The following is a 13,819-nucleotide window of genomic DNA, read 5'->3' on the forward strand; positions in this document are numbered from 1 at the left end:
GGCGCACTCAGACGGCGGAGCGTGAAGTTGCTCGCGACGCGCCCCAGGAAAGCGCACCTGCCTACGCTCGCCCCATAGAAGAGCGAGTATCAGTGCTGGAGACCCACTGGGAAGATGTGGGATCCAAGACAGTAACTATAAATGACTTAAAGGGACTTCGGGCAAGCTTCACTGGCTGGGCCGTAGTAACCATCGCCACAATGCTGATAGCATTTGTGACCATGTTTTTGATGCAGCAAAGCGGCATCTCGTCAACGCGTAGCGAGCTACAGGGAAACCTGAATGCTGTGATTGCGGAGCTTAAAGCCGATAACCGCTCGATTAACACACGCATAGATAGGGTCGAGCAGCGACTGGAGCGGCTGGAAGAGAAGATGGATGCCCGCTTTGAAAAAATGGAGACACGATTTGAGAAGATCGACTCACAGTTTAAGGAGATCGACGCGCGGTTTAATGAGCAGGACGCAAAGTTCGAAAAGATCGACGCACGGTTTGATGAGATCGACGCACGGTTCAGGGAGCAGGATGTGAAGCTCGATGCGATAATGGCAGCGATTCGCGAGCAGCGGCAGGACTCGCGCTAACCGAAGCTACCGCAAGGCGCAGCAGCCGGCTGGCTGCGCGCCCCACACACGTCGATAGCCCAGCCAAAGCAGCCTTTCCAGAGGGCTGCTTTTTTTTGCGCCCCAGCGCGTTTACTCGCGCAGGGTGCCTGCGGCTTTTTCGGCGAGGTAGCTGGCGTAGGTGCGGCGCAGCCCGTCTTCGAGGTCGAGGTGCGCGCGCCAGCCCAGAGCCGTTAATCGCGAGACGTCGAGGAGCTTGCGCGGTGTGCCGTCGGGCTTGCTCGCGTCCCACTCGATCCGCCCCGCGTAGCCGACGGTCGCCGCGACGCGCTCGGTGAGCTCGCGGATCGTCACATCGCTGCCTGTGCCCACGTTGATCCAGTCGGGCGGGTTTGGGTGCGCGAGGAGGAAGGCGCAGGCATCGGCCAGATCGTCGGCGTGGAGGAACTCCCGCCTCGGGCTGCCGGTGCCCCAGGCGGTCACGCTGGGCGCGCCCGCTTCCCTGGCCTCGTGAAAACGGCGGATGAGCGCGGGCAGCACGTGCGAGTTTTGCGCGTGGTAGTTGTCACCCGGGCCGTAAAGGTTGGTCGGCATGGCCGAGTGGTAGAGCACACCGTATTGCGCGCGGTAGTACTGGCAGAGTTTCAGGCCGGTGATTTTTGCCAGCGCGTAGGCCTCGTTCGTCGGCTCCAGCGCACTGGTGAGCAGGCAGTCCTCGGTCATGGGCTGCGGCGCGTGCTTCGGGTAGATGCAGGAGCTGCCGAGGAAGAGCAGCCGCCCTACGCCCGCGCGCCACGCGCCGTGGATGCAGTTCGCCGCGATAGCGAGGTTGGTATAAATGAAGTCCGCCGGATAAGTCGCGTTGGCGTGGATGCCGCCGACGCGACCCGCGGCGATTATCGCCGCTGTGGGCCGCTCCGCTTCGTAGAATGCGTCGACCGCCGCCTGGTCGCAGAGGTCGAGCTCCGCATGCGTGCGCACCACGAGCTCGATGTCGGGCTCGCCCTGAAAGCGGCGCAGGAGCGCGCGGCCGACCATCCCTTGGTGTCCTGCGATAAAGAGTTTCATGGGCATGTGAGCGTTTGTGGATGCGTGCGAAAAAAACCTGTGGTGCAGCCGCGCCCAGGCGAGCGAGCTGCCGCACACGGCGGCCCGGCTCAACCGAGCGAGTCGAGCAGCCGCGTGAGCTCCTCGCGCCTGGCGATTTGTTCGGCGAGCTGGCGGCGCGCGCCCTCCACGACAGCGGGCGGCGCTTTTTGTGCAAAAGTCGGGTTGGCGAGCCGCGCCTCCGTCCCCGCGATGTGCTTGGCGAGCGCGTCGAGCTCTTTGCTCAGCCGCGCTTTTTCGGCGGGCACGTCGAGCGCTGCGGCGAGGTCGAGCGCGAGCGTGCCCAGCGGCGTCACCACCGCCGAGCCGCCCTCGACCGAGTCTTGGCGGGCGATTTCGGATGCGCCCATCAAGCGTGTGAGCTTGGCGAGGGCTTCGCTCACTGCGGCCCATTGCGCATCGTCGGCCTTGAGCAGGAAGCGCGTGTCGCGGCGGGCCGCGAGACCGCGCGAGGCCTTGAGCGTGCGCGCCTGGGCGACGAGCGCCTTCAGCCGCGCGAGCTGCTCGACGGCCTGCGCGTCGATGGCGAGCCCGCACTGTTTTTCGGCGGCGGCGCGGAGCTCCGCCGCAAGCGGGATGCGCGTCTCTTCGATAAACGGTCGCCGGCCGGCTTCCTCGCGACGGGCTCGCCCTCCCGCCTGGCCCGTCGTCGATGCAGACTCATTCGCCGCGGATTCCGGCCCGGCATAGCCGAGCAGTTGCCAGAGCTCTTCGGTGATGAAGGGGATAAAGGGATGCAGGAGCAGCAGCGTCTGGCGCAGCACGAGATCCTGTAGCGCAAGGCAGCTCTTTGCAGAGCGCGTTACCGGCGGGCTGCTCGCTGGCTGCCCGTCATCAGCCTGCGATGCGGAAGAAGCTCCATCCTTCGGGGGAGCCTGCAACTTCGCCTTCGAGACTTCCACGTACCAATCGCAAAAGTCGTTCCAGAAAAATCCGTACAGGGCGGACACCGCCGCGCTGAACTCGAAGTGGGCAAAACACTTTTCGACCTCGGCACTGGTCTCCACCAGCCGCGCGAAGATCGCATGATCATCGGCGTCGAAGTGCTCGGGCGCCAGCCGCGCGAGGATGGCGGCGAGCGAGGAGTTGTCGCCCACCGGCCCGCTCATCTGGCGAAAGCGGCAGGCATTCCACAGCTTGTTGCAGAAGTTCTTGCCGCCCTCGATCCGCTCTTCCTGGAAGCGGATGTCCTGACCTTGAGGCGCGATCGAGAGGATGCCGAAGCGCAGCCCGTCCGCGCCGTACTTGGCGATGAGGTCGAGCGGGTCGGGCGAGTTGCCCAGCGACTTCGACATCTTGCGGCCCTGGGCGTCGCGGATGATGCCCGTGAAGTACACGTTGCGAAACGGGATGCGCCGCTCCAGCGGCTCGCCCGGCCGCGTAAACTCCAGCCCCGCCATGATCATCCGCGCCACCCAGAAGAAGATGATGTCGGGGCCGGTGACGAGCGTCGCCGTCGGGTAAAACGCATCGAAGCCCGCGCGCTGCATGGAGGCCTCGTCGGGCCAGCCGAGCGTCGCGAAGGGCCAGGCCCAGGACGAGGCCCAGGTGTCGAGCACGTCGGATTCCTGCACCCAGTTTTCGGGGTCGGGCGGGCCGTCGAGCGAGACGTGCAGCTTTTGCGGATCGCGCAGATCGGCCTCGCTGAGCGCCTCGACGTCGAGCCCCTTGCGGTACCACACGGGGATGCGGTGCCCCCACCAGAGCTGGCGGCTGATGCACCAGTCGTGCAGGTTGTCGAGCCAGTGCAGGTAGACCTTTGCCCAGCGGGCGGGGTAAAACTTGATGAGCCCGTCGCGCACGACGGCCTTGGCCTCCTCGACGCGCGGGTAGCGCAGCCACCATTGCCACGTGAGCCGCGGCTCGACCGGCACATCGGCGCGCTCGGAGTAGCCCACGTTGTTTTCGTAGGGCTCGGCCTCGACGAGCGCGCCGCTGGCGGCGAGCAGCTCGGCGGCTTTTTTGCGGCCCTCGAAACGGTCGAGCCCGGCGAGCTCGGGCCCCGCCAGCGCGTTGAGCGTGCCGTCGGCTTCGAGCACGTCGATCTGCGCAAGGCCGTGCCGCTGGCCGATCTCGAAGTCCACCTTGTCGTGCGCGGGCGTGATTTTCAGCGCACCGGAGCCGAAGTCCTTGTCGACCGCCGCATCGGCGATGATGGGGATCTCGGCGGGGGGCCCCAGCGGGCGGCGCACGGTCGCGCCGATCAGCGCGGCGTAGCGCGGGTCGTCGGGATGGACGGCGATGGCGACGTCTCCCGGGATCGTCTCGGGCCGCGTCGTTTTTACCGTGATGAACTGGCCGGGGGAGCGCGCGAGCTCGTAGCGCACGACGTACATGAAGCCCTTGCTCGGCTTCATGATGACTTCCTCGTCGGAGAGCGCCGTCTTCGACACCGGACACCAGTTCACCATCCGGCGGCCGCGGTAGATGTGGCCTTTATTAAAGAGCTCTACGAAGAGCGTGAGGACGGCGCGCGAGTACTCCGCATCCATCGTGAACTGCGTGCGCGCCCAGTCGCAGGAGGCGCCGAGCCGGCGGAGCTGCTCCAGGATGATGCCGCCCTTCTCCTCGCGCCAGTCCCACACTTTTTCGACGAAGGCCTCGCGCCCGAGGTCGTGCCGCGTCTGCCCCTGCTGGCGCAGTTGGCGCTCGACGACCGTCTGCGTGGCGATCCCCGCGTGGTCGGTGCCCGGCAGCCAGAGCGCGGCCTTTCCCTCAAGCCGGGCGCGGCGGATGAGCACGTCCTGGAGCGTGTTGTTGAGCACATGGCCCATCGTGAGGACGCCCGTCACATTGGGCGGCGGGATGACGATCGAGTAGGCTTCGCGGGCGGGCGCAGCCGCACCGGCGGGTGCCGCAGAAACCGGCTCTGGCGCGCGGCCCTCAAAGGCGCCCGCAGCCTGCCAGGCGGCGTACCACTTTTGCTCAATCTCTCGTGCCTCGTAGCTCTTGGAAATGTCGGACATTCGGGGGGAAAAAGAGCGCGAGCAAACGGCCCGTGCGAAACGCTGGCAAGTGGCTTTGCTGCCCTCCCGCCCCTCCCGCCTCACCCGCGCGCCCGCCCCGGCCACGCTCGCGCACGAGCGCACGCGCCCGGCGCCGCGCAAATACCGCTCGCCAGCACGCCACCCGTAGTGGCCTGCTCTCCCCCACCCCCTGCCCGCCCGCCTCCCTCTTGCTTATGGCTAAAGCCGCCGCCGACTCCCCCACCGCCCCCCACGCGCACGATGCCGCGCCGCAGTTTGCGCTGCCCGAGGCGGCCACAGGCGCCGCGCGGCTCGCCGCGTGCAAAGCATTTCTGGCAGAGCAGACGGCAGCCCTGCGCGCGCACCACGCCGCCGGAGCGGGTGGCCGCCAGATCGCCCGCGAGCGGGCCGACACGCTCGACGCGCTGCTGCGCGCACTGATGCTCCATGCGGTGACGCACTATCCGCACGGCGCCCTGCCCGCGCCGATGGCGCTGCTCGCGCTCGGCGGCTACGGCCGGCGCGAGCTGTGCCCGCTCAGCGATGTCGACATCCTCTTCCTGTACCCAAGCGACACGCCCGCCGCCGCGATCAAACCGCTACAGGAGCACTTGATCGCCGAAGTGCTCTACCCGCTCTGGGACTGCGGCCTGAAGGTCGGCCACTACACGCGCACGCTCGAAGAAGTTTTTGGCGAAGCGCGCGGCGACATCCGCACCAAGACCTCGCTACTCGAAGCCCGCTACCTCTCCGGCTCGCGCCCGCTGGCAAACGCGTTTTGCAAAAGCTACCGCCACTACTTCCGCAACGAAGGCCCGCTCGACTACATCGCGCAGCGACTCGCCGACCAGGCCGCCCGCCGCGCCAAAGCCAGCGACACAGTCTTCCTCCAGGAGCCCGACATCAAAAACGGCGTGGGCGGGCTGCGCGACTACCAGAACACGCTGTGGATGGCGCAGGTGAAGCTGGGCATCACCGAGATGCGCGAGCTCGTCGAGCTGGGCTATTTGCGCGAGGGCGACCACAGCGAGTTCGAGCGCAGCTACGACTTCCTGCTGCGCGTGCGCAGCGGGCTGCACTTCCTGCTCAGCCACCCGAGCGACTTGATGGACCTCGCCATACAGCCCGTGCTCGCCAGCGAGCTCGGCTACCCGCAGGTCAACGACCTGGAGCGCGTCGAGGTCTTCATGCGCGATTACTACCGCTGCGCCCACACGATCTACCGGCTCTCGCTGCTCGTCGAAGACCGGCTCGCGCTCGCGCTCGACACGCAGGATGCGGACGCCGCCGCGCGCCAGCGCGCCGAGCTGCAAACCCCGCTCGTCCAGCGGCTCGACGGCTTCCTCCAGCGCGGCAACAAACTCGCTGCCGAAAGCCCCGAAGTCTTCCGCGCCGACCCCGCGCGCCTCATCCGCGTCTTCCGCCACTGCCAGCAACTCGGCTGCCGCCCCGACTTCGCGCTCGCCGAGCTCATCCGCCAGCAAAGCGCCGCCCTCATCGACGACGCGCTGCGCTGCGACCGCGACGCGTGCCAGAGCTTCCGCGCAATCCTCGGCGAGGTGGGCAATGTCTACCCGACACTCGACCTCATGCACGAGCTCGGCGTCCTCGGGCTGTTTATCCCCGAGTTCGGGAAACTCACCTGCCTCGTCCAGCACGAGCTCTACCACCGCTACACCGTCGATGTTCACACGCTGAAAACCATCCGCGAGCTCGACCGCCTCTTCGCCGCCGATGCCGAGCCCGCCGCCTCCAAGTACCGCCAGGCCCTGCACGAAACCGCCACCCCGCAGCTCCTCTACCTGATCCTGCTGCTGCACGACATCGGCAAGGGCGTGGGCGTCCGCGGGCACGACGAGAGCGGCGTCCGGATCTCGCGCCCCATCCTGCACCGGCTCGGCCTCCCCGAGAGCAAACAGCAAATCGCCCTCTACATCATCAAGAACCACCTGCTGATGGGCCGCTTCTGCCAGACGCGCGACGTGGACGACCCGCAGACCGCCGCCGCGCTCGCCGAACACGTCGGCGACCCCGACCGGCTGCGCTACCTGTATGTGCACACCTTTTGCGACGCGCGCGGCGTCGGCGAATCGCTCTGGAACGAGTACAAGGACCTGCTCCACACCCGCCTGTACCGGCGCACGATGGAGCACCTGCGCCTGGGCGATGACGAGATACAGGCCCGCTACCTCGCCCGCCGCCACGACGCCCAGCGCGACATCCTCGCGCGCCAGCTCCCCGACATCAGCGAAGACGAAGTCGCCGCCCACTTCGACCGGCTCCAACGCCGCTACTCCATCTACACCGAGCCCGACGAAATCGCCCTGCACCTGCAAATGGTGCACCGCCTCCTGCACACGCTCGTGACCGATACCGCCACGCCCGACGCCGCACTGCGCCCCATCGTCGAATGGCAAAACGACCTCAACCGCTCGCACACCACCGTGCACATCGTCACCTGGGATCGTGCCGGCCTCTTCTACAAACTCGCAGGCGCGCTCAGCGCCGCCGGCCTCTCCATCCTGAGCGCCAAGGTGCACTCCCGCAGCGACCACATCGCCATCGACAGTTTTACGATAATCGAGCCCGGGCGCGGCCTCGTCCAGAACCCGAAAGCGCGCGCCAAGTTTGAGCAAGCCATCCGCGGCGCGCTCCTCGCCGACCGCGACCTGTATCCGCAAATCGTCGCCGAAGCCGAAAAACACATCAGCCGCTACCTGCGGGGCCGCGACGCCGGCCCGCACACCGCCTTCCCGCCGAGCGTCGAGATTTACCACGAAGAAGCGACTGACCGCACCGTCGTCGAAATCCAGGCGGCCGACCAGATCGGGCTCCTCTTCCGCCTCGCCAAAACCATCTTCGAGCACGGCTACAACATCACCTGGGCGCGCATCGCCACCGAGCACGGCATCGCCCTCGACGCCTTTTACATCGAGCCCAACGAAAGCGCCCGAAGCAGCCTGGGCAAAAACGGCACCGGCAACTCACCGGGCCATACAGCGGCCCCGCCGACGCGGCCCAACGAGGCCGCACACACTGACGCCCGCGACTCCGGGGCCTCCGCCGCCGCCGCGCCAAGCGAAAGCACGCTCGCCCCCCTGCGCCAGGCCCTCCTCGGCATCATCACTCCGCGCTGATAATAAACAGCAAGGACAGCACAGCTTGAGCAAGAACGGGGGCAACGCTCCCTGCCATCTCGTGTAGTCTCTCTTCAGCAACCGGCCCCGACCACACCACAGGATCGGGAAACACCACGGACCCGAAAGCTGAAACCATGGACTACACGACGCTTAACAATGGGCTAAAAACGCCACTCCTCGGCACCCTTCTCGCATGCACCGCGCACATCGCAGCCGCCGAGCCGCTGCAAATCCAGGACCAGGGCAGCTTCTCGGTCGGAGGACGCATCGTCACCGCGCCGGGCCGCTTCGACCCGATCGCCCACGGTGCCTACAGGCCCGGCTCCCAAGAGTCAGCAGGGCAAACGCTTCACGGCGATCATGCCTATGTCTTTTACCAAGTCCCTGTAAACGCGCGCCGGCTGCCTCTGGTCATGTGGCACGGCTACGGCCAGTCCGGCCAGACCTGGGAAACCACACCCGACGGGCGCGAGGGCTTCCAGACGCTCTTCCTCCGCCGCCGCTACCCCGTCTACCTGATCGACCAACCGCGGCGGGGCCGCGCTGCCAAGAGCACCGCCTCCGGCCAGCTCGCTGCCGCACCTGACGAGCAACTCTGGTTTGGCATCTTCCGGCTCGGCATCTGGCCTACGCTGTACGATGGCGTGCAATTCTCCCCGGAGCCTGCGGCTCTCGAACAATTCTTCCGGCAGTCAGTGCCCGATACCGCGGCCATCGATCTTGAAGCCAACATCGCGGCAACTACGGCCCCCTTTGCGCGGATCGGCCCGGGGATACTCGTCACCCATTCACACAGTGGCGGCATGGGCTGGGCCAGCGCGATGCGCAGCGAAAACATCCGCGCCATCATCTCCTTCGAGCCCGGCAGCAACTTCCCCTTTCCCGAGGCCGAGCTGCCAACACCTGTGCCTCACATCGGTGGTCTGGCGCAAGGGATCGCCGTCCCCGATGCGGACTTCGCCGCACTCACGCGGATCCCCATCTTGATTTACTACGGCGACAACATCCCCGCCGCACCGACTCCCGAAAACCCCGGGCAAGACCAATGGCGCGCCCTGCTCGCAATCGCCCGACAGTGGGCGGCCACCGTCAACCGCCACGGAGGCGACGTCACCCTCGTCCACCTCCCCGACATCGGCCTGCACGGCAACACCCACTTCCCCATGTCCGACCTCAATAACCGCGAAGTCGCTGACCACATGGCCCGCTTCCTCAAGACCAAGGGCCTCTCCGATTAGCCCGCCCGCACACGCTCTCCACACCGCTCCCGCCGGCCCCGCACCACTCCCCACTCTTTAAAAACAAGACCCTCCATGACCAAGTCATTCATCACTCGCGCCGCCATTGCCTCGGCCCTCGCCGCAACTTCCGCAGCAAATACCAATGCCGAAGACTATAGGGACAACCCCTTCACGCTCACCTATGCCGGAGCGCTCAAGGCCAACGTCGCAGGAGCCGTAAACCTCCACCCCGTCACCTACAAACTCAACGGCCTCGATATCGCCGCCAACGTCTACACTCCCGCTCACTACGACCCGAAAGCCCGCGCCAAAGCTTGGCCCGTCATCGTTATCGCACACCCCAACGGCGGCGTGAAAGAGCAGGTCGCCGGCCTCTACGCCCAGCGACTCGCCGAGCACGGCTACATCACGATCACTGCGGACGCCGCCTACCAAGGCGCCAGCGGTGGCCAGCCCCGCAACGTCGATAAACCCGCCCACCGGATCGAGGACATCCACGGCATGGCCGACTTCATCTCCCGCTACCCGGGCGCTGATGGGGCGCGCATCGGGCTGCTCGGCATCTGCGGCGGGGGCGGCTATTCGCTGAGTGCCGCGCAGACAGACAAGCGCATCAAGGCAGTCGCCACCCTCAGCCTGTTCAACTCGGGCCGAGTCCGCCGCAACGGCTTTGCCGACTCCCAGCTCAACTCCATCCAGGAGCGCCTCCAGCAAGCCACCGAGGCGCGCGCCGCAGAGGCTGCGGGTGGAAACATCGCCTACACCGGCAGTGCCCAGCTCACCGACGAGCAAATCGCCGCCCTGCCCTTCGCCCTATATCGCCAAGGGATGCACTACTACCAGCGCAGCCACGCTCACCCCAACTCCACTGCGCGCTACACCACCAGCAGCCTGCTCGACCTGATGCGCTGGGATGCCACCGACCAAGTCGAGCTCCTCACCCAGCCCCTCCTCATGATCGCAGGCAGCGAAGCCGACACGCTCTACATGACCGAAGATGCTTTTGCCAAAGCCACCGGAGCTCAGAGCAAACAGCTCTTCCTCATCCCCGGCGCACAGCACATCGAGACCTACTGGGTACCCGAATACGTGGACGCAGCGGTAGCCGAGCTGCGCCGCTTCTACGGCAGCACGCTGTAAAATCTCCCCCCTCACCGGCCATACCCACGCCGCCGCACCGCGCCCGCCGCTCCCTTCCCCCAGAAAAAATGAAACGCCCACGCCTCCCCATTCAGCTCACGCTCCTCATGACCGCTGCACTCGCACTCAACACACGCGCGAACGACACCGCAGCGCCCGCCATCACGGTCACTCCTGCGCAATCCGCCCCCGCGCAGATTCTTTCCAACGAAAACTTCACCGGCACCGCACGGCTCACCCGACTGTGGCACGCCGAAGGCGACTCCCGGGCCGCAGGTGGCCTCGTCCACTTCGAGCCCGGCGCACGCACGCACTGGCACAGTCACCCGCTTGGGCAAACCCTCATCGTCACCGCAGGCACAGGGCGCGTCCAACAGTGGGGCCAGCCCATCCAGGAAATCCGCAAAGGCGACACCGTCCGCATCCCACCAGGAGTGAAGCACTGGCACGGTGCGGGGCCCGACTCTGCCATGTCGCACATCGCCGTCACCGAGCACCTGGACGGGAAAACCACCGACTGGCTCGCCCCCGTGACTGACGCACAATTCGCCCCCGAGCTCTCCCCTCCCGCCAGTCACGCAAGTCACGCGCACGGGGTCGCCGTCCCTTCTATCAAGAGCGCCGCCAGCACCGGCCAATCCGCCCAGCCCAGCCGGGCCCAACAACTCATGGGCGATATCGCTCCGGCGCTCGCCAATCTCACCGACGACGTGCTCTTCGGCCAGGTCTGGGCCCGCCCCGAGCTCTCGCGCCGCGACCGCAGCCTCGCCACAGTCAGCGCCCTCGTCGCCCTCAACCGCCCCGACCAACTCCGCTCCCACCTCGCACTGGCCAGACAAAACGGGCTCAGCAAAGAAGAGCTCGTCGAAGTGATCACCCACCTCGCCTTCTACGCGGGCTGGCCCAGCGGAGTCAGCGCCGCCCTCGTCGCCAAAGACGTTTTTGGCGAAGAGTAAGCGCCCCACCCGCGCGTGGGGCGGCAGGCGGTGCCTGCACTTTTACCCGTTAACCAACGAAATCCGCCCGAATGGGTTTACTCTCCAGCCGCGTTTTGAGCTTCTGCCCCAGTCGTGAAACGACTGGGGGAAGGTCCGGTTAAATTTGGGAATCGTGTTTCGGCACGCAGTGCCGAAGCCGATTCCCAAATTCAATGGCACGTGGCGCCACGCCACCGCCGCCCGCGTAGGGCCAAACTGCCCGCCCGCGCCGCACGCGCGGTGGCAGCTCTAGGCCTCCTCGCCTTCGGGGAGCTGGGTGGCGGGCACGCCGTAGCGTTCGAGCAGGGCGTAGTTCAGGTCTGTGCCCAGCGGGCGCAGGTGCGGCAGGATCGTGCCGATCTGTGTGATCTCCGACTTGCCCTCAAAAAACAGCCCCAAGATCTCCATCACCACGCCGCTTACGCCGTATGCCTCGGTGAGCAGTTTCTGCACCGTGCGCATGCTCTCGAAATCGCCATTGGCCCCGGCGGCACAGAAGACCGCGTTGATGCACTCCAGCCACTCGCCCTCCTCGCCCTCGGCGCGCGACAGTCGCGGCAGCGCCTCGACGAGCAGCTTGGTGAGCACCGTATCCGGATGGTTGATGAGGTGCACCGCCATCATCGTGATCTCCGCCGGGCGCAGCGGGCGCAGGGGCGAGAGCATGTGGCGAAACTCGGATTCGAGCTGCTCGTGCTCGCCCATGACTGCGTAGATGCCGAGCAGCAGGCGGCCCATGTCGCGGCCCGAGAACTCGTCCTTCCACTGCGACATCAGCTGGAGCGCCTCTTCGGGAAACCCGAGCCGGATCAACGCCTCGACACGGTAAATGCGGTCGAGCGGAAAGCCCGCCACAGGCGCCGCTTCGAGGATCTCCTTGCGCGCCGCCTCCGGCGAAAACTGGGCGAGGCTCGCCACACGCGACGCCAGATAAAACACCCCGCGAGGCGCGATCGGCAGCGCGACATCATCGGCCAGCTCCGCCAGATCGACCTTCTCCGGCATCAAGCGCGCCGCCGCGAGCAGCGCATAGCTCCAGGTCGGCGCATGCGGCGTGCCCTCCGCGAGGCGCTCGCGGGCCAGCTCGGCAATCACATCGACCCGCCCGCGCGCCAGCAGGCTGTGGAACCACACCTGCGAGGTATCGTCGCGCATGTCGGGGTGCCGCTGCAGCGCGTTTTGGTAGAGCACGTCCGCCTGGCTGGGGCGGCTGATCTGGTAAAACTGCGCCAGCGTCATCGCCGTTTTATAGTCACCCGGGTTGAGCTGGTAGGCCACGACCAGTGCCTGAATCGCGGGCTGGATGTCGCCCGCCTTGTAGCTCTCGCGGGCCTGTTTGATAAACAGCTCGGCGCGCACCGTGCGCAGCTCGCTCCACGCCGGAGGCCACACGAGCTGGCGCACCGAGACATCGTAGCCGATCCCGTGCATCGCGCCGTAGAGCGTCGCCACTCCAAGGATCAACACCGCCGCCACGCTGCTGCCCACATAGCCGAAAGCCCGCCCCCAAAACGGCCGCACCTGCGCCGCATCGACCCCGCACACCCAATAGCCGCTGGCGTTTTGCGCCAGCAGCGGGCACACGCGCCGAAACCGCGCACGACTGCTCCAGCTACGGCACGCCTCGCAAGCCGTCTGCATCCCACGGCCCGAGTCGCTGGCGTCCTGACAAGGCGCCACGCGCCCGGCAGCGCGCCCGCGCCATACGTAGCCCGTCTTGCGCAAGTTCCAGTAGAACAAAGCCCAAACCGTACGGAAAATATCGAGTAACCAGCCTTTCACTTACGCGAAAGTACGCGCCCCGTCCGCCGCGCAGCAAGTTAATCGACGGCGACCCACTACCCACCCCCTGCGCAAGTCTACCCAACGACAGCAGACACGCGCGCTTGGCTGACGAGCCGCCAACAAGCGGCTCGCCCAATAAAACGGATCTTCGACCCCACTACGCGTGGGGCGGTGGCGGGGCGCCACGTGCCATTGAATTTGCGATTTTGCCCGTGCGCTGCGCGCCCAAACAAAATCGCAAATTTCGCTCCCCCTGTCGCTGCGCGACAGGAGATGAGGCATCAAATGCGAATGAAGCGTAAACCCGTTTGGGCGCGGTGAAAAAGTTTACGGGTTAACTCTCCACCTGACCGAAGGTCAGGGAGTTCATTCAAATTTGGGAATCGTGTTCCGCCGCTACGCGGCGGGGCCGATTCCCAAATTAAATGGAAGGGGACACCGTCCCCCGCCCCACGCGCAGTGGAGTCTTCGACTCTTTCATTGTGCGCACACAGGCCGGTATTCTACGCGGTGGGGCTGCTGGTGAGGTGTTCGATTTTTTCGAGGAGGCGGGGGAGGTCGATCGGTTTGGTGTCGTAGTCGTCGCAGCCGGCGGCGAGGGCTTTATCGCGGTCGCCGGCCATGGCGTGTGCGGTCAGGGCGATGACGGGGATTTGGCGGGTGGCCTCGGCGGCCTTGAGGCGGCGGGTGGCTTCCCAGCCGTCAACGATGGGCAGGCTCATGTCCATGAGCACGATATCGGGCTGCTGCGTGGTCGCGGTGTCGATGCCTTCCTGTCCATTTTCGGCGATGATGACTTCGTAGCCGCGCAACGTGAGGCGACGCGAAAGCATGTCGCGGTTCATTTCGTTGTCTTCGACGAGGAGGATTTTCTTGGGCATGGCGGGAGTGGGGGGGGGG

At 66.2% G+C, this 13,819-nt stretch carries 8 protein-coding genes and 1 pseudogene; 5 read left to right on the forward strand and 4 right to left on the reverse strand.

Going from position 1 to position 13,819, the window contains the following annotated elements:
• Nucleotides 1-584 (forward strand): annotated as a pseudogene (locus tag AXK11_RS08360) (hypothetical protein); the annotation flags it as partial.
• Nucleotides 585-695: 111 nt separating this feature from the next.
• On the opposite strand, the gene AXK11_RS08365 reads toward AXK11_RS08360, so the two are convergent.
• Nucleotides 696-1,637 carry a GDP-L-fucose synthase family protein gene (locus AXK11_RS08365; protein ID WP_343124260.1) on the reverse strand — a complete coding sequence of 314 codons (942 nt, stop codon included), beginning with the start codon at nucleotides 1,635-1,637 and terminating at the stop codon, nucleotides 696-698.
• A gap of 83 nt (nucleotides 1,638-1,720) precedes the next feature.
• Nucleotides 1,721-4,636: a valine--tRNA ligase gene (locus AXK11_RS08370; RefSeq protein WP_068631187.1), complete on the reverse strand. Its 2,916-nt coding sequence runs from the start codon at nucleotides 4,634-4,636 to the stop codon at nucleotides 1,721-1,723.
• A gap of 215 nt (nucleotides 4,637-4,851) precedes the next feature.
• Between AXK11_RS08370 and glnD the strand changes: the two genes are divergently transcribed.
• From glnD to AXK11_RS08395, 4 genes are all read left to right on the forward strand, one after another.
• Nucleotides 4,852-7,773: a [protein-PII] uridylyltransferase gene (gene glnD, locus AXK11_RS08380; RefSeq protein WP_068631191.1), complete on the forward strand. Its 2,922-nt coding sequence runs from the start codon at nucleotides 4,852-4,854 to the stop codon at nucleotides 7,771-7,773.
• Nucleotides 7,774-7,910: 137 nt separating this feature from the next.
• A complete protein-coding gene (locus tag AXK11_RS08385) occupies nucleotides 7,911-9,014 on the forward strand; it encodes an alpha/beta hydrolase (protein WP_068631193.1) in 1,104 nt (367 codons plus the stop codon).
• 75 nt (nucleotides 9,015-9,089) lie between these two features.
• Nucleotides 9,090-10,157 carry an alpha/beta hydrolase gene (locus AXK11_RS08390; protein ID WP_068631194.1) on the forward strand — a complete coding sequence of 356 codons (1,068 nt, stop codon included), beginning with the start codon at nucleotides 9,090-9,092 and terminating at the stop codon, nucleotides 10,155-10,157.
• 68 nt (nucleotides 10,158-10,225) lie between these two features.
• Entirely contained in the window at nucleotides 10,226-11,113 is an 888-nt protein-coding gene (locus AXK11_RS08395) for a (R)-mandelonitrile lyase (RefSeq protein WP_082781057.1), read from the forward strand.
• 270 nt (nucleotides 11,114-11,383) lie between these two features.
• Here AXK11_RS08395 and AXK11_RS08400 read toward each other — a convergent pair whose 3' ends face one another.
• Together AXK11_RS08400 and AXK11_RS08405 are read right to left on the reverse strand one after the other, a co-directional pair.
• A complete protein-coding gene (locus AXK11_RS08400; RefSeq protein WP_156469286.1) occupies nucleotides 11,384-12,916 on the reverse strand; it encodes a tetratricopeptide repeat protein in 1,533 nt (510 codons plus the stop codon).
• 506 nt (nucleotides 12,917-13,422) lie between these two features.
• The gene (locus AXK11_RS08405; protein ID WP_068631198.1) at nucleotides 13,423-13,800 is read right to left on the reverse strand and encodes a response regulator; all 378 of its coding nucleotides are present in this window, start codon (nucleotides 13,798-13,800) and stop codon (nucleotides 13,423-13,425) included.
• Between the last annotated feature and the right edge of the window lie 19 nt (nucleotides 13,801-13,819).

The sequence above is a fragment of the Cephaloticoccus primus genome (assembly GCF_001580015.1).
In the GTDB taxonomy this organism is placed as follows: domain Bacteria; phylum Verrucomicrobiota; class Verrucomicrobiia; order Opitutales; family Opitutaceae; genus Cephaloticoccus; species Cephaloticoccus primus.

What these genes read in the sequence shown, in the direction of transcription:
- AXK11_RS08365 (WP_343124260.1), bottom strand. Translation starts at nt 1,637, where the DNA reads ATGCCCATGAAACTCTTTATCGCAGGACACCAAGGGATGGTCGGCCGC.
- AXK11_RS08370 (WP_068631187.1), bottom strand. Translation starts at nt 4,636, where the DNA reads ATGTCCGACATTTCCAAGAGCTACGAGGCACGAGAGATTGAGCAAAAG.
- glnD (WP_068631191.1), top strand. Translation starts at nt 4,852, where the DNA reads ATGGCTAAAGCCGCCGCCGACTCCCCCACCGCCCCCCACGCGCACGAT.
- AXK11_RS08385 (WP_068631193.1), top strand. Translation starts at nt 7,911, where the DNA reads ATGGACTACACGACGCTTAACAATGGGCTAAAAACGCCACTCCTCGGC.
- AXK11_RS08390 (WP_068631194.1), top strand. Translation starts at nt 9,090, where the DNA reads ATGACCAAGTCATTCATCACTCGCGCCGCCATTGCCTCGGCCCTCGCC.
- AXK11_RS08395 (WP_082781057.1), top strand. Translation starts at nt 10,226, where the DNA reads ATGAAACGCCCACGCCTCCCCATTCAGCTCACGCTCCTCATGACCGCT.
- AXK11_RS08405 (WP_068631198.1), bottom strand. Translation starts at nt 13,800, where the DNA reads ATGCCCAAGAAAATCCTCCTCGTCGAAGACAACGAAATGAACCGCGAC.